21 protein-coding genes are annotated in these 26,367 nt (G+C 61.1%); 14 read left to right on the forward strand and 7 right to left on the reverse strand.

The genetic code is table 11. The annotated features are described in order from the left end of the window. Window positions 1–10 precede the first annotated feature (10 nt). Window positions 11–2,371: a tetratricopeptide repeat protein gene (locus tag QLG10_RS16365; RefSeq protein WP_282487683.1), complete on the forward strand. Its 2,361-nt coding sequence runs from the start codon at window positions 11–13 to the stop codon at window positions 2,369–2,371. A gap of 147 nt (window positions 2,372–2,518) precedes the next feature. On the opposite strand, the gene QLG10_RS16370 is transcribed toward QLG10_RS16365, so the two are convergent. Together QLG10_RS16370 and QLG10_RS16375 are read right to left on the reverse strand one after the other, a co-directional pair. Then, window positions 2,519–2,998, reverse strand: coding sequence for a DUF934 domain-containing protein (locus tag QLG10_RS16370; protein WP_110752194.1), 480 nt, complete (start codon window positions 2,996–2,998; stop codon window positions 2,519–2,521). Further along, complete coding sequence (locus tag QLG10_RS16375) at window positions 2,995–4,668, reverse strand: nitrite/sulfite reductase (RefSeq protein ID WP_110752192.1); 1,674 nt, start codon at window positions 4,666–4,668, stop codon at window positions 2,995–2,997. Before QLG10_RS16375 ends, QLG10_RS16370 begins: the two co-directional genes overlap by 4 nt. 367 nt (window positions 4,669–5,035) lie before the next feature. Between QLG10_RS16375 and ccoN the strand changes: the two genes are divergently transcribed. Both ccoN and QLG10_RS16385 read left to right on the forward strand, forming a co-directional pair. After that, the gene (gene ccoN, locus QLG10_RS16380) at window positions 5,036–6,463 is read left to right on the forward strand and encodes a cytochrome-c oxidase, cbb3-type subunit I (RefSeq protein ID WP_110752190.1); all 1,428 of its coding nucleotides are present in this window, start codon (window positions 5,036–5,038) and stop codon (window positions 6,461–6,463) included. Continuing rightward, entirely contained in the window at window positions 6,463–6,684 is a 222-nt protein-coding gene (locus QLG10_RS16385; protein WP_110752188.1) for a cbb3-type cytochrome c oxidase subunit 3, read from the forward strand. The genes ccoN and QLG10_RS16385 overlap by 1 nt, the downstream gene beginning before the upstream one ends. A 130-nt stretch (window positions 6,685–6,814) precedes the next feature. On the opposite strand, the gene QLG10_RS16390 is transcribed toward QLG10_RS16385, so the two are convergent. From QLG10_RS16390 to QLG10_RS16405, 4 genes are all read right to left on the reverse strand, one after another. Then, the gene (locus tag QLG10_RS16390) at window positions 6,815–7,309 is read right to left on the reverse strand and encodes a hypothetical protein (protein WP_282487684.1); all 495 of its coding nucleotides are present in this window, start codon (window positions 7,307–7,309) and stop codon (window positions 6,815–6,817) included. 92 nt (window positions 7,310–7,401) lie between these two features. Next, window positions 7,402–7,923 carry a GNAT family N-acetyltransferase gene (locus QLG10_RS16395; RefSeq protein WP_110752184.1) on the reverse strand — a complete coding sequence of 174 codons (522 nt, stop codon included), beginning with the start codon at window positions 7,921–7,923 and terminating at the stop codon, window positions 7,402–7,404. 176 nt (window positions 7,924–8,099) lie between these two features. Then, window positions 8,100–9,077 (reverse strand): LysR family transcriptional regulator, encoded by a 978-nt coding sequence (locus QLG10_RS16400; RefSeq protein ID WP_110752180.1) that lies wholly within the window; start codon window positions 9,075–9,077, stop codon window positions 8,100–8,102. Window positions 9,078–9,150: 73 nt separating this feature from the next. Then, complete coding sequence (locus tag QLG10_RS16405; protein WP_110752178.1) at window positions 9,151–9,591, reverse strand: carboxymuconolactone decarboxylase family protein; 441 nt, start codon at window positions 9,589–9,591, stop codon at window positions 9,151–9,153. Window positions 9,592–9,796: 205 nt separating this feature from the next. Here QLG10_RS16405 and QLG10_RS16410 point away from each other — a divergent pair, with 205 nt between their 5' ends. From QLG10_RS16410 to QLG10_RS16425, 4 genes are all read left to right on the forward strand, one after another. Further along, window positions 9,797–11,230 (forward strand): PLP-dependent aminotransferase family protein, encoded by a 1,434-nt coding sequence (locus QLG10_RS16410; RefSeq protein WP_282487685.1) that lies wholly within the window; start codon window positions 9,797–9,799, stop codon window positions 11,228–11,230. A 100-nt stretch (window positions 11,231–11,330) separates the two neighbouring features. After that, the gene (locus QLG10_RS16415) at window positions 11,331–11,624 is read left to right on the forward strand and encodes an antibiotic biosynthesis monooxygenase family protein (RefSeq protein ID WP_110752174.1); all 294 of its coding nucleotides are present in this window, start codon (window positions 11,331–11,333) and stop codon (window positions 11,622–11,624) included. A 196-nt stretch (window positions 11,625–11,820) separates the two neighbouring features. Continuing rightward, a complete protein-coding gene (locus tag QLG10_RS16420) occupies window positions 11,821–12,231 on the forward strand; it encodes a cupin domain-containing protein (RefSeq protein ID WP_110752171.1) in 411 nt (136 codons plus the stop codon). A gap of 229 nt (window positions 12,232–12,460) precedes the next feature. Beyond that, window positions 12,461–13,171, forward strand: a complete 711-nt coding sequence (locus QLG10_RS16425; RefSeq protein WP_282487686.1) for an ATPase — start codon at window positions 12,461–12,463, stop codon at window positions 13,169–13,171. A 179-nt stretch (window positions 13,172–13,350) separates the two neighbouring features. Here QLG10_RS16425 and QLG10_RS16430 read toward each other — a convergent pair whose 3' ends face one another. Beyond that, window positions 13,351–18,240, reverse strand: coding sequence for an NAD-glutamate dehydrogenase (locus QLG10_RS16430; RefSeq protein ID WP_282487687.1), 4,890 nt, complete (start codon window positions 18,238–18,240; stop codon window positions 13,351–13,353). A gap of 491 nt (window positions 18,241–18,731) precedes the next feature. On the opposite strand from QLG10_RS16430, the gene QLG10_RS16435 reads away from it, so the two are divergent. From QLG10_RS16435 to QLG10_RS16465, 7 genes are all read left to right on the forward strand, one after another. Further along, window positions 18,732–19,085 carry a hypothetical protein gene (locus tag QLG10_RS16435; RefSeq protein ID WP_282487688.1) on the forward strand — a complete coding sequence of 118 codons (354 nt, stop codon included), beginning with the start codon at window positions 18,732–18,734 and terminating at the stop codon, window positions 19,083–19,085. 296 nt (window positions 19,086–19,381) lie between these two features. Further along, entirely contained in the window at window positions 19,382–20,341 is a 960-nt protein-coding gene (locus QLG10_RS16440; protein WP_020800601.1) for a MoxR family ATPase, read from the forward strand. Between the two features lie 5 nt (window positions 20,342–20,346). Next, window positions 20,347–21,291, forward strand: coding sequence for a DUF58 domain-containing protein (locus tag QLG10_RS16445; RefSeq protein ID WP_282487689.1), 945 nt, complete (start codon window positions 20,347–20,349; stop codon window positions 21,289–21,291). Then, window positions 21,288–21,782 carry a DUF4381 domain-containing protein gene (locus QLG10_RS16450; protein WP_282487690.1) on the forward strand — a complete coding sequence of 165 codons (495 nt, stop codon included), beginning with the start codon at window positions 21,288–21,290 and terminating at the stop codon, window positions 21,780–21,782. Before QLG10_RS16445 ends, QLG10_RS16450 begins: the two co-directional genes overlap by 4 nt. Next, complete coding sequence (locus tag QLG10_RS16455) at window positions 21,775–22,854, forward strand: VWA domain-containing protein (RefSeq protein WP_110752160.1); 1,080 nt, start codon at window positions 21,775–21,777, stop codon at window positions 22,852–22,854. Before QLG10_RS16450 ends, QLG10_RS16455 begins: the two co-directional genes overlap by 8 nt. Then, window positions 22,851–24,584 (forward strand): VWA domain-containing protein, encoded by a 1,734-nt coding sequence (locus QLG10_RS16460; protein WP_110752158.1) that lies wholly within the window; start codon window positions 22,851–22,853, stop codon window positions 24,582–24,584. Before QLG10_RS16455 ends, QLG10_RS16460 begins: the two co-directional genes overlap by 4 nt. Then, window positions 24,581–26,233: a BatD family protein gene (locus QLG10_RS16465; RefSeq protein ID WP_282487691.1), complete on the forward strand. Its 1,653-nt coding sequence runs from the start codon at window positions 24,581–24,583 to the stop codon at window positions 26,231–26,233. Before QLG10_RS16460 ends, QLG10_RS16465 begins: the two co-directional genes overlap by 4 nt. Window positions 26,234–26,367 lie beyond the last annotated feature (134 nt).

A 26,367-nucleotide genomic window follows, 5' to 3' on the forward strand; every position in this document is an offset into this window, starting at 1 on the left:
GGAAGTCGTAATGCCGACACATAAAAATAAAGCAGCAAACCCAAACCCTGATTCGCAACCGACCCTGATTCATCGATACCTATTCCCCGCCACCATCGGCGTCTTGTTGCTGGCGGTCGCGGGCATCGGCTGGTTTCTGCTCCACAGCCAACCCGCTCCGCTGACCTATGCGCCGAGCAACACACCTGTCGCGCAACCCGTCAAGCCGCCGTCGCAAGCCGTCGCCGTGGCGCCGGCGACGATGGTCGACGAACAGCAATGCCAAGGCTGCCACAGTGCACAGGTCAAGGACTGGCAAGGTTCCCATCACCAATTGGCGATGCAGGAGGCCAACGCCCAGACCATGCTCGGCGACTTCAACAACGTCACCTTCAAGGCCGAAAACGAAACCACCCGGTTTTCGCGCAAGGATGACGGATTCTGGGTCAACACACCGGGCATCGACGGCAAGAACGCCGACTTCAAGGTCGCCTACACCTTTGGTATCGCACCCTTGCAGCAATACCTGATCGAGGTCGGTGAAGGTCGCTTGCAAGCCCTCGGCATCGCCTGGGATACCGAGAAGCACCGCTGGTTTCATCTCTATCCAGGCCAGGGCGTGACCTTCAAGGACCCGCTGCATTGGAGCAAGCCGAGCCAGAACGCCAATTTCATGTGCGTCGAGTGCCATACCACCGGCTACAAGCGCAATTTCGATGCCGCGAAAAACATCTTCGACAGCCAGTGGAACAGCCTCGGCGTCGGCTGCCAGGCCTGCCACGGCCCGGCCTCCAATCATCTGCAATGGACGGCGAAAAAAGGCGATCTGATCCACTCGGGTTTCGCCGTCGACCTCAAGGACAAGAACGCGACCGTCGAGATCGAAACCTGTGCCCGCTGTCACTCCCGTCGTGCGCCACTGGGCGACGGTTTTACCGTTGGCAAGCGCCTGATGGACGACTACCTGCCAAGCGCCCTGACCCGTGAACTGTATGCCCTGGACGGCAAAATCAAGGATGAAGTGTTCGAACACGGCTCGTTCGCCCAGAGCAAAATGTTCGACAAGGGCGTGCGCTGCAGCAACTGCCACAACCCCCACAGCACCGAACTCAAGGCGCCGGGCAATGGCGTATGCCTGCAATGCCACAACACAGCTGGCAAGACCTCCGTCGAAGGTGTCGACGGCAAAGGCTTGCAAGCGAAAAACTACGATTCCATCGAACACACCCGCCACACCATGGGCCAGCCGGGTTCGCAGTGCATCGATTGCCATATGCCCGGCAAGTTTTATATGGGCAATGACTTTCGGCACGACCACAGTTTCAGCATCCCCAACCCCGAGCGGGCGAAAAAACTCGGTACGCCGGACGCTTGCCTGACTTGTCACCAGGGCAAGGCCGGTGACAAGGTCACCGAGCAGTTCAAACTCTGGAACACCTCCACCGCCGCGCAGGCCCCGCGTTACGACGAAAGCCTGTGGCTGATCCGCAATGGACAGCCTGGCGCCGCACAAGCCCTGTACGAACAGCTGCAACGCAGCAACCTGCCGGCGATTCAACGGGCGACACTGCTCGCCGAACTACCGCTGTACCCCAGCGAACAGGCGCTGAAACTGGCCACTCGGGACTTGAGCAACCCGGCGCCGCAAGTGCGTGAAAGCGCCGTACGGGCGATCAGCGCGTTCTTGCCACCGCCGGAGCGTGCACCGCTGTTGACACCGTTGCTGAGCGATCCGGTGAAGGCTGTACGTATTGCCGCGGCCCGGGATTTGCTCAGCGTTGCACGCAATGGCCTGGGCGCTGCCCAAGACAAGTGGAACGCGGCCATCACCGAATATGAGAACGTGCAAAAAAGCCTGGCCGAACGCGCCGAAGCCAACCTCAACCTGGCCATGCTGTATCAGGCCAGCGGTCGCAGTGGCGAAGTCGAAGGCTTGCTGCGCACATCACTCAAGCGCGACCCGGACTTTTATCCGGCGCTGGTGACACTGGTGCAATGGCTGGAAGCCAATGGTCGCGGCCAGGAAGCCCAAGCACTGCTGGCGCAGAGCCTCAAGGCACACCCCGACGCCGCTCTGTTGCAACACACCCAGGGCTTGGCGCTGGTGCGTGCCGGCCAACCCGCACAGGCCATGCCCTTCCTGCGCAGGGCCGCACAACTGGAACCGCAGAGCGGACAATACGGCTATGTGCTGGCGGTGGCCCTGCATGACAGCGGCAAGATCGATGCCGCGTGCGAGGAACTGGAAAGGCTGTTGAAAGTGCAGCCAGCCGACCGAAATGCGCGGATGTCGCTGATCCAGTACTACCTCGATAACGGTCAGGAACCGAAGGCCCAGGTGCTGTTGCAGGGCTGGAAGAAAATGAACATGGGGGATCCGGCGTTGAAGTGATCGGGGGCTGATCCAATGGCCCCTTCGCGAGCAAGCCCGCTCCCACATTGGATCTGTGTGGGTCACAGATTTTTGTGAATGCCAAGGATCAAATGCGGGAGCGGGCTTGCTCGCGAAAGCGTCAGCCCTGCCAATGCGTAATTGACGTCAACGCCGCCGAAACAACGGTCGCGGCTCAATCACCGAGCGTCCATACAACACGCTCATTCCCGCCAATCCCTTCAGCGCATCCTCGGCCGACTTGTCTTCTCGCACCGCGAAACTGTCGAACCCACATTGGCGCATATGGCTGAGCTGATCGCGCAACACATCACCCACGGCGCGCAACTCACCGGTCCAGCCTAATCGAGTGCGCAGCAAATAAGCCTGGCTGTAGGCCCGACCGTCGCGAAAACTCGGGAACTCCAGGGCGATCAAGGGCAACTGGCCAAACCACCGTTCAAGGCCTTCCACCTCATCATCCGGTCCGAGCCAGACTGCGTTTTGCTGCGGATTTTCCAGCCAGCGGGCCACCGGCAAAATCACCTGGCCCTCAGGCAACGGCGCCTCAAGGTCCCGAACCAGCGTCCAGGGATCATCCTCGACAATCCGTGCCCCTCCCTCTTGCAAACGCAACAGATTGTTCATGCCGACACCTCCAGCGCTGACGGATAAACCGCCTCTTTGAACGGCTCCAGGCCGATGCGCTGGAAGGTATCGACAAACAGCTCCTCGCTTTCGCGGTAACGCACGAACGTGTCGACGATCTGTTCGACTACCGCAGGCACTTGCGCAGCGCTGAACGACGGGCCGATGACCTTGCCCAACGCACTGTTCTTGCCCTGGGCGCCACCGAGGGTGATCTGGTACCACTCGCTGCCGTTCTTATCGACACCCAGAATGCCGATGTTGCCAATGTGGTGATGACCGCAGGCGTTCATGCAGCCGGAGATGTTGAGGCTGATGTCGCCCAGGTCATGCAGGTAATCGAGGTCTTCGAAGCGCGCTTGAATGGCTTGGGCGATGGGGATCGACTTGGCGTTGGCCAGTGCACAGAAATCGCCGCCGGGGCAGGCGATGATGTCGGTGAGCAAACCGACGTTGGCGCAGCCGAGGTTGTGTTCGCACGCCAGGCGCCAGAGGGTGAACAAGTCGGCTTTTGGCACGTCCGGCAGCACGATGTTTTGCTCATGGGCGATGCGAATCTCGCCAAAACCGAAATGCTCGGACCACTGCGCCACCGCCTCCATTTGCGTGGCCGTGACATCCCCCGGCGGCGCGCTGCCGCCCGGCTTGGTCGACAGCACCACGCTGGCATACCCCGATACCTTGTGTGCCTGTACATTGCGCAGCACCCAGCGGGCGAACGCCGGGTCCTGGGCCAGCTGCGTGCCGAATTCAAGGCTGGTATCCGCCAGTTCGCGATATCGCGGCGCAACGAAGGCACTGGCCACGCGCTCGAACTCATCAAGGGTCAGCTGTGCCGGGCCATCCTTGATATGCGTCCACTCTTCCTCGACTTCCCTGGCGAACGCTTCGATGCCCAGGGCCTTTACCAGAATCTTGATCCGTGCCTTGTACTTGTTGTCCCGCCGGCCATGGCGGTTATACACCCGCAGCACCGCCTCGACGTAGGACAGCAGGTGCTGCCACGGCAAGCCCTGGCGGATCTGCAAGCCAAGGATCGGCGTGCGCCCAAGGCCGCCGCCGACAATGACCCGCAGCAGCATTTGCCCGTCGTCACCGGGATAAAGATAGAGGCCGATGTCGTGCATCATGATTGCCGCGCGATCCTGCTCGGCCGAGCAGATGGCGATCTTGAACTTTCGTGGCAGGTAGAGGAATTCCGGGTTGATGGTCGACCATTGCCGCAGGATTTCCGCCAGCGGCCGCGGGTCGATCATTTCATCGGCCGCAACCCCGGCAAAGGCTTCGGTGGTGATGTTGCGCACGCAGTTGCCGGACGTCTGGATGGCGTGCATGTTGACCTGGGCCAGGCGTTCGAGGATGTCCGGCACCTGGGCCAGTTCGATCCAGTTGAACTGCATGTTCTGGCGCGTCGTGAAGTGGCCGTAGCCGCGATCGTAATCCCGGGCAATGCTCGCCAGCGTGCGCATCTGCCGGGCACTCAGGGTGCCGTAGGGAATGGCAACGCGCAGCATGTAGGCGTGTTTTTGCATGTACAGGCCGTTTTGCAGGCGCAACGGCAAAAACTCTTCCTCGCTCAGTTCGCCGGCCATGAAGCGTTCGACCTGATCGCGAAACTGCGCAACCCGCTCGAACACCAGTGCCCGGTCATAGTCGTCGTACTGATACATCTGGCTACCTCATCAAGAGTGATCGGGCTCTGTTGCCAATGCCTGGCGCGCCCCTTGTGGGAGCGAGCCTGCTCGCGAAGGCGGAGTACCAGGCGACATCGATGTGAATGTGCCGGACGCTTCGCGAGCAGGCTCGCTCCCACAGGTTGGGCGGCATTAGCTGCGGCTCGTTTCGAGGCAATGACTATGGACTCGTGCCGGTTTTCATTACAGATTCAGCTACTCATGAAAAAACCGTATCAGGATCAGAGGCGCCCAATTTGATTCGCTGCATATCTGATCCGCATAAATCAGTTTTTCCTGAGTCTGTTTTGTTTTCGCCAGGGTTTTTACAGTGCACGTCATTGCAACCGTGGAAGCATTGAACATGAGCACTACAACTATCGGACAGGCTTATAACTACAAGGTCGTGCGCCAATTCATCGTGGCAACCGTGATCTGGGGCGTCGTGGGGATGGCGATGGGCGTCTGGATCGCGTCGCAACTGGTGTGGCCGCAGTTGAACCTGGACCTGCCGTGGACCACTTTCGGGCGCTTGCGCCCGCTGCACACCAGCCTGGTGATTTTCGGATTTGCCGGCAGCGCGCAGTTCGCCGCCAGCTACTACGCGGTGCAACGTACCTGCCAGGTGCGCCTGTTCTCGGACAAGCTCGCAGCCTTCACGTTCTGGGGCTGGCAATCGGTCATCGTCGTGATGCTCATCACGTTGCCGCTGGGCTATACCACCACCAAGGAATACGCCGAGATCGAATTCTCCGGCGCGGTGTGGATGACCCTGGTATGGGTGGCCTACGCCATCGTGTTCTTCACCACCGTGGTGCAGCGCAAGACCCGACACATCTATGTCGGCAACTGGTTCTTCGGTGCGTTCATCGTGGTGATTGCGATGCTGCACGTGGTCAACCACCTGGCGATTCCGGTGGACTGGTTCAAATCCTACCCGGTGTATTCGGGGGCAACCGACGCCATGGTCCAGTGGTGGTACGGGCACAACGCCGTGGGCTTTTTCCTGACCACCGGTTTCCTTGGGATGATGTACTACTTCGTGCCCAAGCAAGCGAACCGGCCGGTGTATTCCTATCGTTTATCGATCGTGCACTTCTGGGCGCTGATCACATTGTACATCTGGGCAGGTCCGCACCATTTGCACTACACCGCCTTGCCGGACTGGGCGCAGTCACTGGGCATGGCCATGTCGCTGATCCTGTTGGCACCGAGCTGGGGCGGGATGATCAACGGCATGATGACCCTTTCGGGCGCCTGGCATAAGCTGCGCACCGACCCGATCCTGCGTTTCCTGGTGCTGTCCCTGGCCTTCTACGGCATGTCGACCTTCGAAGGGCCGATGATGGCGATCAAGACGGTCAACGCCCTCTCCCACTACACCGACTGGACCATTGGCCACGTGCACGCCGGGGCCCTCGGCTGGGTGGCGATGATCACCTTCGGCGCGACTTACCACATGGTGCCAAAGGTTTTCGGTCGCACGCAGATGTTCAGCACCCCGCTGATCAACCTGCACTTCTGGCTCGCCACTATCGGCACCGTGCTGTACATCGCCTCGATGTGGGTCAACGGCATTACCCAAGGCCTGATGTGGCGTGCGATCAACGATGACGGTACGCTGACCTATTCCTTCGTCGAAGCGTTGCAGGCCAGCCATCCGGGGTTCGTGGTGCGCTTTGCCGGTGGCGTGTTGTTCCTCACGGGCATGCTGGTGATGGCTTACAACGTGTGGCGGACGGTACGGGTATCCGACGTGGCGATGGCGCAAAGCGAGGCGCAGATAGCCTGATGACTGAAGTCCTGTTGAATATCCTGGGGGTAGTGTTCCTGTGGTGCGCCATCGAATACTGCTTGCGCCACCAGACCGCCGAAAGCCTGGACGATGCCAGCCTGATGCCGTTTGCCGATGACCCGGAAGTCGCCCGGCGAGTGGAGGCCGCTACCGGCAAGCGGATCAACGCGGTCGCGCCGCAAGAGCCAAAGCCGGGTTGGGGCAAAATCGAAATCTGACCTACAACCCATTCATTGTGGGAGCGAGCCCGCTCGCGAAGACGGGCTGACAGTCGACATCGATATTGACTGATTCATTGCTTTCGCGAGCAGGCTCGCTCCCACAGGGGATTCACAGTGTCGCGAAAACTCAGCCGCGTTCGCGCGGAATCAGGCTCTGCAACTGCTGCGCCAGGAAATCCGCATCGAAGACAAAGGTATCCGGATCTTTAAGACCATTGGTCTTGCGCCACTGCCAGCCACTGGACGATGGCATGCACACCAGTGAAACACTGCCGTAGCGCGCAGCGGTAAAGCCCATCACTGCCAGGGAAATCTGCCCACCGGCACCCATCACATCCGGCACGAACTCCACTGGTTTGCCGGCGATCGTAATGCTCAGCTTTTCAGTCTTGAAGGTAGACGTCTCCACCGGGACACTCGGCCCGGACGCGACATACGCTTCGCGGCTCACCTCCAGCAGATTCGGTGCCAGAACCGGCTCCAGCCACTGCTGGATCTGATCGAACAACTCCTCGATGCGCCTGGCCCACTCGGCTGATTGTGTCTCGAACAGCTGCTTTTTGTGCGCTTCGCTGTCTGCGTAGTGACGAAGCATCTCGCCCAGTTGCCGTACGTCGTCCATTGCGGTGTTCCTTTGATTGAAGCGGTGCTGCGGACATTGAGCATGGCAGATGCGCGCCGACGGCGTACGACTAAAAGCGCGAGTGGTATGGATCAATCGCACTTGGGCATGCGGCGGATGCGCGCCATGCTCAAGGTATCGACGTAGACGCCATCGCGCACCGCATAGTCGCGAAACAGCCCTTCGGTCTCGAAACCGAACTTGCGGTACAGGCTGATGGCGGCTTCGTTGTCGGCATACACGCTCAGTTCAACCCTTCGCAGGTTCATCCAGTTGTCAGCGATATCCAGCACCGCCGCCAACAGTTTCGAACCCACGCCCTTGCCCTGCCATTGGGAAGCAACGCCCATACCGAAGCTGCCCGCATGGCTGCGGCGGATGCGTGGAAACTGTTCCAGGGTGATGCTACCGATAACCGTCCCTTGATGCAGGGCGACCAATTGTACGATCCGTTCATTGTCCGTCTCCACGCGTTTTTGCCAAGTCTCGGAGGATGGAAACGGCATTTGCAGGGTCTGACGGGCGACGACCGGTTCGTGGTAAAGCGCGGTGATGCCCGGGACGTGGGAATGGTTGAGGCGTTCGAGGGTGATGACAGCGTCGGTGCCGGTCATGGGTGATTCATCCTTGATAGAGACATGGCCGTTCACTCTACAACGCATCCAACATGGAAAAACACCCTGTAGGAGCGAGCATGCTCCGGGCGGCGTTCCGACGAAAAACCTGGGAACACCGCGGGGTTTCAGGCGCCCCGCGTTATCGTTGACGTCCATCGCGAGCATGCTCGCTCCTACAGGAACCAGTCCCGACGTTCACTGAAAGTGTTCTGGATCAACTCGACAATCGTCTGCACCTGCGCATCGCCCTCGGCCTCGGTATTCACCGCCAGCCACACCTGGCGCTGCATCGGCTGGCTGAACAACCCTGGCAAACCGATCAAGCCACGGTCGAAATGGCTCATGTAGCCAGGCAACAGGCCGATGCAGGCGCTGCAACGGACCATCTCCAGCATCAGTGGATAGGAATGCGACTGCACGACCCCGGCCAGGCGCTGGTCGACCAGGTCGTTCCAAAGCCGAAAACTGTCGATCTGTCGATTATGCTGCCATTGCACCAGCATGAAATCGGCCAGGTCATCGAGACCGGCCGGCCGCGCGGCGACTCGTGAATAGCGTTTGGCGATGTGCGGCAGATAGTCGAGCCGTGCCAGGCATCTGGGCACGTTGACAGCAAAACTCGGTCCCGGCGTTGGCGAGTCGATGCCTGTTATCCACACCACGACATCGGCACTGACCGCCTGCAGGGACAATTCGCTGTCGAGGGTAATGATGTCCAGGCGCGCACCGGCATTGCGTCGCAGCAGCGCCACCAGATCGCGGCCAAGGATGTCGTGCAGGATCGTCTCGGCCACCGCCAAGCGCACCACAGGTTGCTCGAGCACCGGCAGATCGCGTTCATGCGCCAGGGCGATCAGCTGCTTGTGCAGTTGCAGGCCGTCTCGACTGAGTACCAGGCCATTCTCCGAAGAGCTGAACAGTGAACACCGCAGCTGTTTTTCAAGCTGCGCCAATTGCTGGCGCAACCGGGTTGCCTTGATGTTGAGGCGCCGCGCTGCCTGCATGAAGCAGCCGCACCGGGCGATCACACTGAAGCATTGCGCCAGCAGTGGATCGATCTGCGCCGCGCGGGTGCGCCAGGAGGAGGTTGTATCGAGGGGTGCGGGATATTGGGCTACAGGCTGGTCGCCCCGGGTTTCCATGAATGACATCGATGACTCCCTGTCGATCTTTCGCTGGGAGTTCCATCCTGCGCAAGGTACATGAACGACGCGTGACAGCCGTTCAGGCGCTGGGGGTCTGGCGAAAACTAACGGCCAGTCGATTCCAGCTGTTGATGGTGGTGACAGCGATGGTCAGGTCCACCAGTTCACCTTCGCTGAACTGCGCCCTGGCTTGCTCGTAGACAGCCTCTGGCACGTGGTCCTGCGAAAGCAGCGTCACCGCTTCAGTCCAGGCCAGGGCGGCGCGCTCGCGCGGGTTGAAGAAGTTGCTGTCGCGCCAGACCACGATGGAGTACAGGCGGCGGTCGGTTTCGCCCAGGCGCCGTGCGTCCACCGAGTGCATATCGGTGCAGAACGCACAGCCATTGATCTGCGAAGCACGGATCTTGATCAGGTGCAGCAGCGCCGGCTCGATACTCAGGTTGCTGGTCAGGGCTTCCATGGCGATCAGCGCTTTCATCGCCTTGGGCGAGGCGCTGTAATAATCCAGGCGGAGGGTCATGGCGTGACCTCATATGGCGTCGATATGCCGCCAAGGTAGACGTTGTTAACGCTGTGTTACATATCCAATTGCGCGGAATTTCCGTGGACCACCTGGGCCCAGACCAATTGGCGGTTTTTACGCCACGCAACTACTGCATAAACGCCAGTTGAGGGTAATCTGGCGTAACGCACACGCGCCTCAATCGCCATGGAGCCTTGCCGGTATGGAACTACACGTTGTCATTAACGGACGCAAGGACCTGGCGGGCCAGTTGTACACGCAACTGCGCAGCGCCATCGAATCGGGTCGCCTGGCCGCCGGGACGCAACTACCTCCCAGCCGCCTGTTGGCCGAACAGTTGGGCATTTCGCGCAAGACCATTTCCGATACCTATGCCCAGCTGACCTATGAAAACTACCTCACCGGGGTGATCGGCAAAGGCACCTACGTCAACGCCCGCGTCTCGAAAATCGAGCGCAAACAAACTCATAATGAGCTAGCGGGCTTCGAGGTCATCGAATCCTGGCGCAGCTTGCCGGTGTTTCTGCGACATCCGACGCTGGAAGGCTCGCTGCGCTACGACTTCATTGGCGGCGCCACCAGCAAGGGCCAGTTTCCCCAGGACGACTGGCGGCGCTGCACGTCCCACGCCTTGCGCCAGATCGCCGGATCCAAGGGCTTCTACAGCCTGCCCGAAGGCCTGCCTGCGCTGCGCAATGCCATCGCGCAGCACATCGCCTTTTCTCGCGGGGTCGTCTGCCAGGATGAGGACGTGGTGGTGTGCAATGGTGCGCAACAGGCGCTGGATCTGATTTCCCGGGTGCTGATACGAGCGGGCAGTATCGTCGCCATGGAAGATCCCGGTTATCCGCCGGCGCGCCTGTTGTTCGGCACCCATGGCGCCACGGTGATTGGCGTGCCGGTGGACGCCGAAGGGATTGTCGTGGAGAAAATCCCCCTCGGTACGCGGCTGATCTACGTCACCCCGTCACACCAGTTCCCGTTGGGCATGCCCATGAGCCAGGAGCGCCGTGCTGCGCTGCTGGTGCGCGCCCATGAACTGGGAGCGATTATCATCGAGGATGACTACGACAGCGAGTTCCGCTACGAAGGCCGGCCCACGGACTCGCTGCAAAGCATGGACGAGCGCGGGATCGTCGCCTATGTCGGGACCTTCTCGAAAACCCTGCTGCCAGAGCTGCGCCTGGGTTACGCGATCCTGCCGCCCGCGATTCTCGAGGCGGTGGTGCGCGCCAAACAACTCACCGACTTGCACACCTCCACCCTGCCCCAGTGGGCGCTGGCCAAATTCATCGCCGAAGGTTGCCTGCTCAAACACATTCGTCGCTGCCATACCATCTATGCGGGCAGGCGTGAGCGAATCCTGGCGCGCATGGCCGGTGATCTCGCGCCCTGGCTCGAAGCGGTGCCGACCACGGCGGGATTTCACATGGTGGTGCTGTGCAAGGTAGCGATCAACGTGCCACTGGTGATCGAGCTGGCGAAAAAGGTTGAGGTCGGGCTCTATGGCATTGACAGCTTTTTCTACCAGCAAGCGCCGCAGGACGGGTTTTTCCTCGGCTTTGGTGCTATCGAGACCCTGGATATCGACATCGCCCTGGACCGTTTCCGGGACATTTTGCAGCAGGTTGCCTGATGGATTGGACTGCGCCTTTATTCGGCGATTGGCTATTGGTGGTCCGGGGGTGCAGGCCTATCCTGCATAGGCGTTATCCCTCAATGAGGAGTGTGAGCCAATGTCCTACAAAGTGATCAATACCGTACAGGTGCAGGCCGTCGCCGGTCGCTCGGAAGAACTGGGTCAGAAATTGCAAAAGATTGTCGATACCCTGCGCGAACTACCGGGCTGTGAATCCTATATGGTCGACCGCTGCCCTGAGGACAGTAATCGCTGGACTGTCAGCGCCCACTGGCAATCGGAAACGGCGATGCAATCGCATTTCAACAACCCCCAGGTGCAAGGCTTCATCGACCTGATCGATTGCCAGTTGGCCAACGCTGTCGACTTCAATAGCTTTCCGATCAGATAAAACACGGTTAAAGATCGCAGTCCTTGGTCGCGCTTGCAGAGTATGGGTACCTCTGCAAACCTTACCGGGGACTGCGATCTTTTTCGTTGCGGCGCCGCAAATTGGTCACCTGGCCTTCGCAAGAATTGGCTGTTTGTTTATCCCACCTGGCGCAATAGATTGGTCCCTGACAACCAACCACTGCAGGTGATGAACCATGAACGTTTTGCGCTGCTCTCTCGCTGCCCTTGCCTTGACCGTTTGCGCCTCGGCGTTTGCCCACGAAGCCAGTGATCCTTCAGAAAAGGTCACGGTGCTGCAGGACCAGATGCTGAAGAACGCCCCAGGGAAAAAGGCCTTGATGATCGAGGTCGACTATAAGCCAGGCCAAGCGTCGATCGCCCACAAACACGATGGCACCGCCATGGCCTATGTCCTTTCGGGATCGATCACTTCCCAGGTGAAGGGCGAAAAAGAGGTTACTTACAAGGCTGGCGAGTATTGGTACGAACCTGCCGGCTCGGAACATCTGGTCTCGAAAAATGCCAGCAAAACCAAACCTGCGAAGCTGTTGGTGTTCATGGTGTTGTCACCGGACGAGAAAGTGTTGACCCCACTGCAAAACTGATCGTTGAACCTGTAGCCATAAATAAAAACGCCCAAACTCTTGATTTGGGCGTCTTTATATCTTCAGGCAATTAACCGCGCTCCGTTAAACCAAACAAAACTATTGTCTATTGGATAAGTGCATAGATTGGCTATTTCAATCAGCAACACACGGTTTAGTCTGGAGTGACTGCCGTGCTCATACGGCAACTGTAACTTTCCGACCGAAGTTGTTTCACTGGAGAAACACCATGAAACTTGCGTTCGTCAGTACATTGACCATGGCCACTCTGATAACCGGTTGCTCAATTCCCACGGCACCTTCAGCGGTGACTCCGCTGGAGGGTATCTTTACGCAACCGGTGGGTCGCAGCAGTGCAACGCGCATACCCAACGGCAGCGATGTCACACTAGGTATTGTCTACAGCCGCAATACCCAGGCCAACCGCGCCTACCTGCAGGACTACCAGGCCAATGCCGGCACCGGTTTCGGCCAGAGCCTGCTGGTGCAGTCCATCCATGATGCCTATGTGGCCACGTCAAAACCCGATTTGGCGGTGGACTGGGTCAAGGCCTCCCTGCAACGGCAATTCGGCTCAGTCACGGTATACCCGGACGTGCAAAGCCTGCAGGCGGCAAAACCGGACGTGGTCGCCGTCGTCGACAGCCGCAGCCAGTTGATCACCTCGCGCAGTTCGGACATCGAGGCCAATGTCAGCGTGGACTTCTACGATAAGAACCTGAATTATATCGGCACTGCAAAAGGGTATGATGCGAAGGCGCTAAGTCCTGTATGGGCAGACTTTAAACGCAGCGAAGAGATTGTCGCCGACATTAACGAACAACAGAATGTGCAAGTAAGGGCATTGCAGAAGTTTGACCAGTCGCTCAATAATTTGTTGACCAAACCGACAGATAAAGTGTCGATGCTTGATGATAACAAGGTTCAGAAGTTGTATTGACCCCGAAGGCCTCTTCGCGGGCAAGCCCGCTCCCACAGTGGATCGCGTTCTTATGGAAGTACTCGGTCACCTGTGGGAGCGGGCTTGCCCGCGAAGAGGGCCGAAAGGATACTGAAAAACCCTCAGACATAAAAAAGCCCCGCATCTCTCAATGCGGGGCTTTTTCATTCAACGCCTGATCAGGCCGCCGGTTCCAGCTCGGCGCTGACAGCCGCAGTGACAGGCACTACCGCTTGCCCGCTCAGAGCCAGGTCCAGCAGCTCACGGTTGGCCACCGCGTACATGGCGTAGTCCGTACCGCTGGCGGCACGGATTTCCACCAGCATCGCGCGCCAGCGTTCGATCATGCTTTCGTGCTGCGACATCCACAGGGACAGCCGTGTTTCCACGTCCTGGGTGCCGTCGCCCTGTTGCAGGACCGAGATGGTGATAGCGCGTTGCTGCCAGTCGACGTCATCGCGGAACGCTTCACGGGCCAGGGCCTGCCAGTTGTTTTCCACCGGCAAGGCGCTGATCTGTTGCAGGTACCAGGTGATGTCCAGTGCACTGCCCACGGCGAAGTAGGCCTTGGCCACGTCCGCAGGGTTCTGGCCGGTCACGTCGGAGGCCTCGATGATCGGCAGCAGGGTGTACAGGTGCGAAGTGCCAGCCACCATGCGCGCCAGCAACTCCGGGACACCGGCTGCGACGTACGCCTGATAACGCGACTGCCAGTTCTCGCGGATCTCGCCGCTGAGCAGTTCGTCGAGCTTGAGACCCAGCTCCTTGAGGTGCGGACCGAAGTGCGCGACGTCACGGGCAGCGTTCTGCTCGTTGCGACGGGCGCGCAGGAACCAGCGCGTGGCGCGACGGCCCAGGCGCATCAGCTCGTCCATCAGCTCCAGCTGTACGTCGGCGGACACCTGGTAATCCAGGGCTTCGATCTGACGGAACCAGTGGGGGAGATGGAAAATGTCACGCACGATCACATAGGCACCGGCCACGTTCGCCGGGCTCATGCCGGTCGACTCCTTGAGTCGTTGCACGAAGGTGATGCCCATGTGGTTGACCAGATCGTTGGCGATCTGGGTGCTGACGATCTCGCGTTTCAGACGGTGACGGCGCATGGCTTCGGAGAACTTGCTCACCAGGGTCGGCGGGAAAGCGGTTTCCATGTCGCGGGTCAGGTAGTCGTCATCCGGCACCAGGGAGCCCAGCAGCTGCTCCTTGAGGTCGATCTTGCTGTAGGAGATCAGCACCGACAGCTCGGCACGGGTCAGGCCATGGCCCGCCGCGACACGCTCGTTGATCTGGTCTTCAGACGGCAGGAATTCGATGGCGCGGTCCAGCTTGCCGCGACCTTCCAGATCGTTCATCAGGCGCTTGTATTCGGCAATCCGTGGCAAGGCACGACGGGCCGCCAGGGACAGCGCCTGGGTCTGCTTGTAGTTGTTGCCCAGCACCAGGCCACCGACTTCGTCGGTCATGCTCGCCAGCAGCTGGTTGCGCTGCTTGTCGGTCATGTCGCCGGCCTGAACCACTTCGTTCAGCAGGATCTTGATGTTCACTTCGTGGTCGGAGCAGTCCACGCCACCGGCGTTGTCGATGAAGTCGGTGTTGGAGCCGCCGCCGTTGAGGCCGAACTCCACGCGACCCAGTTGGGTCATGCCGAGGTTACCGCCCTCGCCCACCACTTTGCAGCGCAGTTCGTTGCCGTTCACGCGCAATGCATCGTTGGCCTTGTCGCCGACATCGGCGTGGCTTTCGCTGCTGGCCTTGACGTACGTACCGATACCGCCGTTCCACAACAGGTCCACCGGCGCCTTGAGCAAGGCGTTCAGCAGCTCGGTCGGGGTCAGCTTGTCGGCCTGGATGTCGAAGCGTTCCTGCATCTGCGGGGAAATCGCGATGCTCTTCGCGCTACGGGAGAAGATGCCGCCACCTTCGGACATGATGCTGGTGTCGTAGTCAGACCAGGCCGAACGTGGCAGGTCGAACAGGCGCTGACGCTCGGCGAAGCTGGTCGCCGGGTTCGGGTTCGGGTCGATGAAGATGTGCAGGTGGTTGAATGCCGCAACCAGTTGCAGCTTGTCAGACATCAACAAGCCGTTACCGAACACGTCACCGGCCATGTCGCCGACGCCAACCACGGTGATGCTGTCTTCCTGGACATTGATGCCGCGCTCGCGGAAGTGGCGTTGTACGCCCACCCACGCGCCCTTGGCGGTGATGCCCATTTTCTTGTGGTCGTAACCGGCCGAACCACCGGACGCAAACGCGTCACCCAGCCAGAAGCCGTAGTCGATGGCGATGCCGTTGGCGATGTCGGAGAACGTCGCGGTGCCCTTGTCCGCGGCCACCACCAGGTACGGGTCATCGTCGTCATGGCGCACGACGTTGGCCGGTGGCACCAAGGCGCCGTCCTTCAGGTTGTCGGTGATGTCCAACAGGCCGGAAATGAAGATCCGGTAGCAGGCGATGCCCTCGGCCGCGATCTCGTCACGGCTGCCGCCCAGTGGCAGGCGCCGCGGCAGGAAGCCGCCCTTCGCACCGACTGGCACGATGACCGAGTTCTTCACTTGCTGGGCTTTTACCAGGCCCAGGACTTCGGTACGGAAGTCTTCTTCACGGTCAGACCAGCGCAGGCCGCCACGGGCCACGTTGCCGAAGCGCAGGTGCACGCCTTCGACGCGCGGCGAATAAACGAAGATTTCGAACTTCGGCACCGGCTTGGGCAGCTCAGGAATCAAGTGCGGGTTGAACTTGAAGCTGAAGTACGGCTTGTTATGGCCGTTGGCGTCGGTCTGGTAGAAGTTGGTGCGCAGGGTGGCCTTGATCAGGTCCAGGTAGCGACGCAGGATACGGTCTTCGTTCAACACCTGGACGTCGTCCAGCGCGGTGAGGATCGCGTGTTCCAGGCGCTGCTCCAGATCGTCGCTGCTGAGCTTGCGCGCCAGGTAGAAGCGGGTCTTGAACAACCGGGTCAATTCGCGAGCGATGTCGGTGTGGTTGTTCAGGGTGCTGGCGATGTAGCCCAGGTCGAAGCCCAGGCGAATCTGCTTCAGGTAACGGGCGTAGGCACGCAGCAGCGCCACGTCACGCCACGGCAGGCCGGCGGTCAGTACCAGGCGGTTGAACGCATCGTTCTCGGCATCGCCGCGCACGATGTGGACGAACGCGTCCTGCAGGGTGTCGTTGAGTTGCTGGATGTCCAGGTCCAGGCCTTCGGCTGCGGTGAAGGCGAAGTCGTGGATCCAGAACTCGCGGCCGTTGTTGTGACGCAGGTGGTACGGGAACTCACCCAGCACGCGCAGGCCGAGGTTTTCCAGGATCGGCAACACGTCGGACAGCGCCAGCGGCGTATCGGCGTGATACAGCTTGCAGTGCAGCTCACGCTGGCCCACTTGGCCCAGTGGCTGGTAGAAGCTCATCACCAGCGGATTTTTTTCGCTGAGGTTCAGCAGGTGCTGCATGTCGACCACAGCCGAATGAGCGGCGAATCGCTCGCGGTAACCGGCCGGGAAGCCTTTCGGGAAGTCGGCCAGCACGTTGGTGCCATGGGCTTCGCCAAAAGTTTCGACGGTCAGGGCCGAGTAATCGTCCTGCCAGCTGCGGCACGCCTGGATCACTTCGTTTTCCAGTTGCTGCGGGTCGATGTCGATGCGGTTTTTCGGGTCGACGCGCAGGATCAACTGGACGCGGGCCAGCACGGACTCGGAGAAGAAGGTCCAGAACTCGCAATCCGAGGCCTTGAGGCGATCCATCAGCACTTGCTGGATCTTCTGCCGCACTTCGGTGGAGTAGATATCACGCGGCACGTAGGCCAGGCAGTAGCAGAAGCGGCCGTACGGGTCCTTGCGCAGGAATACGCGGATCTTGTTGCGTTCCTGGATCTGCACGATCGACATCACGGTGCTGAACAGCTCGTCCACCGGGGTCTGGAACAGGTCGTCGCGTGGCAGGACTTCGAGCACCTGCGCCAGTTCCTTGCCCAGGTGAGCCTTGGCCTGGAAACCCGAACGGCGTTCGATTTCCGCGACCTTGCGGCGGATGTACGGGATGACCCGCACGCTCTCGCCATACACCGAGGAGGTGTACAGGCCCATGAAACGGCATTCCTTGATGACCTTGCCGTTGGCGTCGATTTCACGGATCGACACGTAGTCCGGGTAAGCCGGACGGTGTACACGGCTTGGATGTGCGGCCTTGGCGAACGACAGCAGCGTCGGTTCGCGCAGGTATTTCACGGCGTAGTCTTCGATGCGCAGGTCATCGTAGCTCAGGCCGGCGCGCAGCAGTTTGGTCAGGCCGAGGAAGGAGTCCTTGTCATAGACGATGTGGCCGCCATCGGCTTCATCGCTGACCACGAACTCTTCGTAGCCGAGGAAGGTAAAGTGGTTGCCCACCAGCCACTCCAGGAAACTCTTGATTTCGCTCTTTTCGTCGGCATCGACGGCGAACTGGCTGTTGTCCAGGTTGGTGAGTATTTCCTGGACCTTGGCTTTCATCGGTTCGAAATCGCCGACCGCGACACGCACTTCTGCCAGCACCTGCTCCAGCTCTTTGCTCAGCACGTTCAGTTCGGCCGGATTGGCGCACCGGTCGATTTCCAGGTACATCAGCGACTCGTGCAACACGTCGTCGCCCTGGGTGCCTTTGGGCAGGATTTCCAGCAGCTCGCCCTTGCTGCCACGACGCACGCTCAGCACGGTGGTTTGCAGGGTGTGGATGCTGTAGCCGCGGCGGTTCAGCTCGGTACGCACCGAATCCACCAGGAACGGCAGGTCATGGTGCAGCACTTCGACCGCGGTGTGGGTCGACTGCCAGCCGTGACGTTCGTAATCGGGGTTGTAGACGCGCACTTGCGGTTGCGCGTGATCGAAGCGCTCAAGCAGGCGCCACGCAGAAAGAGTACAGCCAGCGAGGTCAGACAACCGACGTTGGGTCAGTTCATCCAGGGAAATGATGCCGAAGAATTGTTCAGCGAACAGCGCCACTTGTGGCAGTGCCTGTTCACTGATGTGCTGCGCCAGTGCCGCTTGCAGTTGGTGCTGGAAGTCGGCTTTGCTGGCTGCGGTGAAGAACGCCATCTGTGGTACTCCGCTTGGGCTTGTTATTGATGGAAGCGTCTCTTGCAAAACCCCTGTTCGGGGCTACCCGTCACCCTGTTCCTGATTCTCGGGCAGAGGAAACACAGGTGACAGGTGGGTGAAGCTAAACGAGACACTCGGGTCACATTCACCTCCGTGAATGGGCATCTGCAAAAGCGACTGGGCTGCGGGCAACGCAATGCCTTTACGGGTGCTCATCCGTTGCGCAGCTTAACGAGTGCGGCAAGGCCCATGCTTGCGATGCTGCGACATATTCGGTCAACGGTACGCTGCTCTTGGCGTGCGCATCGAACAACACTAGCAGTCGTACGGGAAAATGACGGTTTTACGGGACTTGCGTACCAGAAATGACCGGGAACACCTTGCTCGCCCCTAACAGACTCTGACACTCGAACAAGCAGAAATTCGCGGGGGCTGGCAGAATTACCGCCTAATCGCCTTCACAACGCTCGTCGAGCCAGGAAATACCCATGAAAATGACCACCGCCCTCTTGATCGTCAACCCGTGCGATGACGAGGAAGACAACATGGCCATGCTCTGCTGCCACAGCGACAAGGGCGAAATGTTCCTGATGAGCCGTTACCCGGATGAGGACGAGCTGGAAATCACCCTCGATGGTGAGCCTTCGACCCTCGACGGCGTGAAAGTCACCCTCAGTCCTACGCTGCTTAAGATCGAAATCGCTGCCGCGGATGCCGATGCGTTGAATGGGGATGATGTGCTGGAGATCACCTTCAACCCGGACATGGTGGACCTTGCTGAAGTGGAAGAAACTTTGCAGAACATCCTCAAGGGTACTGGCACTTACATTAGCCAGCTCTGATATTTCAGCGATTGTGCGGACGCCTTCGCGGGCAAGCCCGCTCCCAGAGGGTTCTGGGGAGTTGCGCAAACCGCATGCTTAACGCAGATACTGTGGGAGCGGGCTTGCCCGCGAAGGCGTCCGCAAGAGCGGCACCAATCGGCATGCCCCACGAACTTCCAGCAGTTTTGCCAGTCATTTCCCACTCTTTGCGCAAAATGCCGTTAGTCGCCGCCCCCCGCGATGGATTAAAGTAACGCCCCCAGCCCTGGCGTTATATGAACGTCTTCGGTCACCCTTTCCAGGAACAGTCATCGATGGAACATCGTGAAGCGCTGCTCGCGCTGCGAACCTTTCTTTCAACGCAGATTCTCGGCCAGGAAAAACTCATCGAGCGCTTGCTCATCGCCCTGCTTGCCGACGGCCACATGCTGGTCGAGGGCGCTCCCGGCCTGGCCAAGACCAAGGCCATCAAGGAATTGGCGGAAGGCATCGAAGCGCAGTTCCATCGCATCCAGTTCACTCCCGACCTGTTGCCAGCCGACATCACCGGCACCGAGATCTACCGTCCTGAAACCGGCAGCTTCGTGTTCCAGCAAGGCCCGATTTTCCATAACCTGGTGCTGGCGGACGAAATCAACCGCGCCCCGGCCAAGGTTCAATCGGCCTTGCTCGAAGCCATGGCCGAGCGCCAGGTCAGCGTCGGACGCAGTACCTATGAGTTGTCGCCGCTGTTCCTGGTGATGGCCACGCAAAACCCCATCGAGCAGGAAGGCACCTACCCGCTGCCGGAAGCCCAGCTCGATCGTTTCCTGATGCACGTGAAAATCGGCTTTCCCGATGCCGCCGTCGAACGACGAATCCTGCAGCAGGCCCGCGGCGAAGCCCTCAATGGCGAAACCAAGCCTGAACGCAGGGTCAGCCAGCAGGCGATCTTCGCCGCGCGCAAGGAAATTCTCGGCCTGTACATGGCCGATGCCGTGGAGGAATACCTGGTGCAACTGGTCATGGCCACCCGCACCCCGGGCAAGTTCGACCCGGAAATGGCCGAGTGGATTGCCTACGGCGCCAGTCCTCGCGGCTCGATCGCCCTGGACCGCTGTGCCCGGGCGCACGCCTGGCTGGCCGGGCGCGACTTTGTCAGCCCGGAAGACATTCAGGCGGTGTTGTTCGATGTGCTGCGCCACCGCATCATCCTGTCCTTTGAAGCCGAGGCTGCCGGGATCGACCAGGATCGGGTGGTCCAGCGCATTCTCGACGTCGTTGCTGTCGCTTGAGTCCGATGAACGCCCTCCTGCCGCCCCAGCCGGGCATCCGCGTCACGCTCGCCGAGCTGATCGAGATGCGCCACCGCGTGCGCGAAGTGCAGCTGTTCTCCACGCCGAGCCAGCGCAGCCCGCTGATCGGCCTGCATCACTCCAAGCTGCGGGGCCGCGGCGTGGATTTCGATCAGGTGCGGGTTTACCAGGCCGGCGACGACGTACGCACCATCGACTGGCGCGTGACGGCGCGCACCCAGGAACCCCACACCAAGCTGTTTCACGAAGAACGCGAGCGGCCGATCTTCATCATGGTCGAGCAAAGTCGGCGCTTGTTCTTCGGCTCGGGGCTGATGTTCAAGTCGGTGCTGGCCGCCCAGGCCGCGAGCCTGATTGGCTGGGCCGCGCTGGGGCATAACGACCGGGTCGGCGGCCTGGTGTTCGGCGACAACGAGCATTACGAAATCAAGCCAAGGCGCAGCAAACAGAGCCTGCTGCAGTTGCTCAACCGCCTGGTACGGGTCAATCAGTCGCTACACACTGAAAGCGAGCCTGATCGCGATGCTTTTGGCATTGCCTTGCGCCGTGCGCGCGAAGTATTGCGCCCCGGCAGCCTGGTGATTGTGATCTGCGATGAGCGTGCCTTGTCCGGCAACGCCGAACAGCAGCTGAGCCTGCTGTCGCGCCATTGCGACCTGTTGCTGCTGCCAGTATCCGATCCGCTTGACCATGCGCTGCCCGCCGCCGGGTTGTTGCGCTTCGCCGAGCGCGGCGCACAACTGGAACTCGACACGCTCAACTTCGAACTGCGCCAGACCTACCGCGCCCAGGCCGAAGACCGCATCGCCCGCTGGGAGTTGCTGGCGCAGAAGCTACGGGTGTTGCTGATGCCGTTGAGCACGCAAAGTGAAATGGTCGAGCAATTGCGTGAGTACCTCAACCCACAGAAACCGGGAAAAGGTCGATGAACGGTCTCGAGCAACTGCAGCCACTGATTTTCCCGCCCCCCGTGGACTTCTGGCCACCGGCCCCGGGCTGGTGGTTGCTGCTGCCGTTGCTGCCGGCCATCGGCTTTGGCCTGTGGAAACTGCGGCACCTGTTGCCAGGCAAGCCGCCGGTCGCGCCCGTCGAACAACCCCTGGACCCGGTGCGCGTGGCCGCACTGGCGGAACTGGCGCGCATGCCCAAGCCTTACGACGGCGCGCCCGCCGGTGCCTGGCTGCAACAGCTCAATGGCCTGCTCAAGCGCCTGTGCCGCAACCATTATCCCTACAGCCAGAGCCACACCCTCAATGGCCGCAAATGGCTGGCTTTTCTCGATAACCGCTGCCCCGCTGCCGGCCTGACCCGTTGGATGGTGCTGGTCGAAGGCGCCTACAAGCCCGAATGCAAGCTCGACGACAAGGCCATCGCCGGCTTGACCCAGGCAGTCGACACCTGGATTCGCAAACATGTTTGAGTTCGCCTGGCCATGGATCTTCGCCCTGCTGCCGCTGCCCTGGCTGATGCGGGTGCTGTTGCCGGTAGCCGACAGTGGCGAGCCGGCGCTCAAGGTCAGCTTCCTCAGCGACCTCGAAGGCCTCGCCCGCCGCCGGGCCCGCGCCAACCTGCCTGCCTGGCGCCAACAGGCACCGTTCCTGCTGCTCTGGTTGCTGTTGCTGAGCGCCGCTGCGCGCCCGCAATGGCTCGGCGAACCGCTACCGATTGCCGCCAGTGGACGCGATCTGCTGGTGGCGGTGGATGTGTCCGGTTCGATGGACTTTCCCGATATGCAGTGGCAGGGCGATGAGGTCAGCCGCCTCTCGCTGGTCCAGCATTTGCTTGGCGATTTTCTCGAAAGTCGCGACGGCGACCGGGTCGGCCTGATTCTGTTCGGCAGCCGGGCGTACGTGCAGGCGCCGCTGACATTTGACCGGCATACCGTGCGCGTCTGGCTCGACGAAGCGCGCATCGGCATCGCTGGCAAGAATACCGCCATCGGCGACGCCATCGGTCTGGCCGTCAAGCGCCTGCGGCAACGCCCGGCGCAAAGTCGCGTGCTGATCCTGGTGACCGATGGCGCCAACAACGGTGGCGAAATCGACCCGCTCACCGCCGCGCGCCTGGCGGCCAGGGAAGGTGTGAAGATCTACCCGATCGGCATCGGCGCCGACCCGGAACAAAGCGGTACACCGGGTTTCCTGGGGATCAATCCGAGCCTGGATCTTGACGAACCCACCTTGAAAGCGATCGCCGATGCCACCGGCGGCCAGTACTTCCGCGCTCAAGATGGCAAGCAATTGCAAGCGATCAAGGCCACCCTCGACCAACTCGAGCCTGTGACCCAGCAACCGACCCAGGCCCGCCCGGCCCAAGCGTTGTATCACTGGCCACTGGCACTGGCGTTGTTGCTGAGCATGCTGCTGGTGGCTCGAGTGCTGTGGCCGGACAACCCGCTGCAACGACTGTTTACCAAGGATTTGTTCTTGCAAACGCAATTGCCTGACTGGCGCCAGCGCCTCAATCGGCTGCGCCTGCGGAGGCGCCGATGAGCGCTCTCTGGCCGTACTGGTTCCGCCCGTGGTGGCTGCTGTTGCTGCCGCTGCTTGGCTGGTTGCTCTGGCAACTGTGGCATCGGCAGAAGCGCGCCGGGCGCTGGCAGATGATCCTGCCACCGGCGTTCCATGCGGCGTTGCTCAGTGGCGGTAGCGGGCGCGAAAGCAAACTGCCGTGGGTTGCGTTGGGCGTTGCGTGGTTGATCGCTGTCCTCGCATTGCTCGGACCAAGCTTTGCCCGCGTCGAGCAGATCAGCCAGAAACCCGCCGATCCGCTGGTGGTGATCCTTGAGCTGACCCCACAGATGCTCGCCACCGACGTTCAGCCGAACCGCCTGGAACAAGCCCGGCGCAAACTCTTCGACCTGCTGCAGAGCCGCAACGATGCACAGACGGCGATCGTCGTCTTCGCCGGCAGCGCCCACACCCTGGTGCCGCTGTCGGACGACCTGTCCACCAGCCGCAACCTGCTCGATGCGCTCAAGCCGTCGTTGATGCCCGAAGCCGGACACCGTGCCGACCTGGCGGTGCTCAAGGCCCTGGCACTGTTGGAACAGGCAGCGCTGGGCGACGGCCGGATCCTGTTGATCGGCACCAGCCTGAATGAACAGGAACGCCTGGGTATCAGTCGCGCCTTGAGCGGCAAATCGACGCAATTGCTGATGCTCGGCATCGGTACCGCCGAAGGCGCGCCCATTACCCAGGAAGATGGCAGTTTCCTCAAGGATGAACAGGGGGCGATTCTCGTGTCGCGCCTGGATGAACCCGGCTTGAAAGCCTTCCTCAATGACCTGGACGGACACTACCGCCACGCACGCCTGAGCGACGCTGACCTGCGCGCCCTCGGCCTGCTCGACGGTCCGCGCAACCTGCGCAACGACGGCCAGACCCTGCGTCTCGATACCTGGGCCGACCAGGGCTACTGGCTGCTCTTGCCACTGCTGTTGCTGGCGGCCTGCGCCGGTCGTCGCGGCTGGTTGCTCTGCCTGCCGCTGTTGCTGATGCTGCCGCAACCGGGCTATGCCTTCGACTTTCAGGACCTGTGGTTGCGCCCCGACCAGCAAGGCCAGCACTTGCTCAAGCAGAAACGCCCGGCCGAGGCTGCCCGGCACTTCGAAGATCACCAGTGGCAAGGCGTTGCCCTCTACGAAGCCGGCGACTACAGTGGCGCCGCCCAGCGGTTCGCCGAAGGCAACGACGCCCATGCCCACTACAATCGTGGCAACGCCCTGGCCAGGAGTGGCGAGCTGGAAGCGGCACTGGATGCTTACGAGCAAGCCCTTGAACGCCAACCAGACCTGCGTCCGGCGCTGACCAACAAGGCCTTGGTGGAGAGTCTGCTCAAGCAGAAGGCCGCAACGCCACCCCCCGACAAAGCCGGCGATGAAGCAACCAGCGATGTCGAGCAGCAAGCACCACCCAGTGACGCTGCGCAACCGTCGAAAGCCGGTGAGCCCGAAACGGCTGGCGAACAAACGCAGGCAACCTCCGAGCCCTCCGCCACCACGCCCCCGCGCCCTGGCACCAATGAGGTCCCGGGAAGCGAACTGGGAGACGAACAGCACACCGTTGCGCCCATGCGCCCGGCCAGCGACAGCATCGACGGCGAGCAGCAGCAGGCACTGGAGCAATGGCTCAGGCAAATCCCGGACGATCCGGGAGAATTGCTCCGGCGCAAATTCTGGTACGAACAGCAACAACATCAGGATCAGGGAAAAACTCGATGACCCGCTTCACCGCCTTCATGCTTGTGCCGCTGCCCGCCTTGCTACTCTGCGTCGTGCAGACCCAGGCAGCCGAGCTGGTTGCCAGTGTCGACCGGGCTCGACTGAATTCCGGCGAGACGGTCGAACTGACCCTGGAATCCAACGACGTGACCCAGTTTGGCAAGCCCGACCTGACCTCACTTGAGCCACTGTTCGAAGTCCGTGGCACCCGCCAGGTCAACCAGCTGAATACGCTCAATGGCGACAACCAGGCCACCACCCGCTGGATCATCACCCTGCTGCCCTTGCAAAATGGCACCGTGGTGATCCCCGCGCTCAAGCTGGGCGACGTGCAGAGCCAGCCGATCACCGTGCAAGTGATCGAGAGCGACCCACAGGCGAACCCGGACAAACAGGCGCCGGTGTTCATCGACGCCAGCCTCGATCAAACCAGCGTGTATGTGCAGGCCCAGGCCATCCTGACCTTGCGCATCTACCATTCGGTGTCTCTGTACGACGACAGCAGCCTGCCGCCCTTGCAAATTCCTGATGCCCGCATCGAGCAGTTGGGCGAGTCGCGCACCTACGAGAAAGACATCAACGGCATACGCCACGGCGTCATCGAGATGCGCTACGCGATCTACCCGCAACACAGCGGCGAGCTGATCATTCCGGCGCAGATATTCAATGCCGCGCTGGTGGACGCGCAACCCGTCCAGGACGCCAGCGCCCAGGCGCCGAAATCCGGCAAATTGATGCGCGTCAGTTCCGGCCAACTGCTGTTGACGGTCAAGGCGAAACCCGTCACCTACCCCGCCGACCTGCCCTGGTTGCCGGCTCGCAGCCTGACGCTCAGCGAAAGCTGGAACCCGGAACCGGATCGCGTTCAGGTCGGTGACTCGCTCACCCGCAGCCTCACGGTCAAGGCCGAAGGCCTGGGCAGCTCGCAACTGCCGCCACTGCCCGGCACCGAGGCCAGTGGCTTGCGGCGCTATCCCGATCAACCGGTGCTGGGCAACCAGAACAGCGAGCGAGGCCTGGTCGGCAGCCGCGAAGACCGCGAAGCACTGGTGCCTTCGCGCAGCGGCGCCATAGAGTTGCCTTCGGTCGAAGTGGTCTGGTGGAACACCTTCGAAGACCATCTGGAGCACAGCAGCCTGCCCGCCCGGACCCTGCAGGTGGCCGCCAATCCAAGTTTGCTGGTCGACACCCCGGCCGGGACCTCGGCACTCGACAGCAGTGCCATCAGCGAATCCCTCTGGCGCTGGAAACTCAGCAGCCTGATCCTGGCCTGCACCACCCTGTTGGGCTTTGGCCTCTGGTGGCGTGCGCGCTCGCAACCGGCCATCCAGCGTGCGGCGCAAACCGGCCCGAGCCCACGCACCGTGCTCGACGACCTCAAGCGTGCCTGCCAGGCCAACGACCCCCACGCCACCCGCCAGGCACTCGACGCCTGGGCCCGTCAGCAACCGGAAACCCTGGCCGACATGGCCGCCCGCTTCGTCCCGCTGTCCGATGCCCTCGACGGCCTGAACGGCGCGCTCTACAGCGAAACCGGCCAGCACTGGCAAGGGGAAGACCTGTGGCGGGCCATCCGTACGATCCCGATCGCAGAACGGGTTCAGGATCCGGTCGCCGACAGCGGGTTGCCACCGCTGTATCCCAAGTAACACCCCTCTGTAGGAGCCGGCTTGCTGGCGATAGCGGTATGTCAGGCACCATCGAAGTCCATTGACCCACCGCTATCGCCAGCAAGCCGGCTCCTACAGGTCTACGCACAGTGTCTGGCCACACCCACCCCGTT

This window comes from Pseudomonas sp. V98_8 (genome assembly GCF_029967975.1).
Lineage (GTDB): Bacteria > Pseudomonadota > Gammaproteobacteria > Pseudomonadales > Pseudomonadaceae > Aquipseudomonas > Aquipseudomonas umsongensis.

Bases quoted from the DNA above. Each gene is read 5' to 3' on its own strand.
- QLG10_RS16430 (WP_282487687.1), bottom strand. From the start codon at position 18,240: ATGGCGTTCTTCACCGCAGCCAGCAAAGCCGACTTCCAGCACCAACTG.
- QLG10_RS16415 (WP_110752174.1), top strand. From the start codon at position 11,331: ATGTCCTACAAAGTGATCAATACCGTACAGGTGCAGGCCGTCGCCGGT.
- QLG10_RS16375 (WP_110752192.1), bottom strand. From the start codon at position 4,668: ATGTATCAGTACGACGACTATGACCGGGCACTGGTGTTCGAGCGGGTT.
- QLG10_RS16390 (WP_282487684.1), bottom strand. From the start codon at position 7,309: ATGGACGACGTACGGCAACTGGGCGAGATGCTTCGTCACTACGCAGAC.
- QLG10_RS16395 (WP_110752184.1), bottom strand. From the start codon at position 7,923: ATGACCGGCACCGACGCTGTCATCACCCTCGAACGCCTCAACCATTCC.
- QLG10_RS16435 (WP_282487688.1), top strand. From the start codon at position 18,732: ATGAAAATGACCACCGCCCTCTTGATCGTCAACCCGTGCGATGACGAG.
- QLG10_RS16400 (WP_110752180.1), bottom strand. From the start codon at position 9,077: ATGTCATTCATGGAAACCCGGGGCGACCAGCCTGTAGCCCAATATCCC.
- QLG10_RS16405 (WP_110752178.1), bottom strand. From the start codon at position 9,591: ATGACCCTCCGCCTGGATTATTACAGCGCCTCGCCCAAGGCGATGAAA.
- QLG10_RS16440 (WP_020800601.1), top strand. From the start codon at position 19,382: ATGGAACATCGTGAAGCGCTGCTCGCGCTGCGAACCTTTCTTTCAACG.
- QLG10_RS16365 (WP_282487683.1), top strand. From the start codon at position 11: ATGCCGACACATAAAAATAAAGCAGCAAACCCAAACCCTGATTCGCAA.
- QLG10_RS16450 (WP_282487690.1), top strand. From the start codon at position 21,288: ATGAACGGTCTCGAGCAACTGCAGCCACTGATTTTCCCGCCCCCCGTG.
- QLG10_RS16465 (WP_282487691.1), top strand. From the start codon at position 24,581: ATGACCCGCTTCACCGCCTTCATGCTTGTGCCGCTGCCCGCCTTGCTA.
- QLG10_RS16385 (WP_110752188.1), top strand. From the start codon at position 6,463: ATGACTGAAGTCCTGTTGAATATCCTGGGGGTAGTGTTCCTGTGGTGC.
- QLG10_RS16445 (WP_282487689.1), top strand. From the start codon at position 20,347: ATGAACGCCCTCCTGCCGCCCCAGCCGGGCATCCGCGTCACGCTCGCC.
- QLG10_RS16425 (WP_282487686.1), top strand. From the start codon at position 12,461: ATGAAACTTGCGTTCGTCAGTACATTGACCATGGCCACTCTGATAACC.
- QLG10_RS16460 (WP_110752158.1), top strand. From the start codon at position 22,851: ATGAGCGCTCTCTGGCCGTACTGGTTCCGCCCGTGGTGGCTGCTGTTG.
- QLG10_RS16420 (WP_110752171.1), top strand. From the start codon at position 11,821: ATGAACGTTTTGCGCTGCTCTCTCGCTGCCCTTGCCTTGACCGTTTGC.
- QLG10_RS16455 (WP_110752160.1), top strand. From the start codon at position 21,775: ATGTTTGAGTTCGCCTGGCCATGGATCTTCGCCCTGCTGCCGCTGCCC.
- QLG10_RS16410 (WP_282487685.1), top strand. From the start codon at position 9,797: ATGGAACTACACGTTGTCATTAACGGACGCAAGGACCTGGCGGGCCAG.
- QLG10_RS16370 (WP_110752194.1), bottom strand. From the start codon at position 2,998: ATGAACAATCTGTTGCGTTTGCAAGAGGGAGGGGCACGGATTGTCGAG.
- ccoN (WP_110752190.1), top strand. From the start codon at position 5,036: ATGAGCACTACAACTATCGGACAGGCTTATAACTACAAGGTCGTGCGC.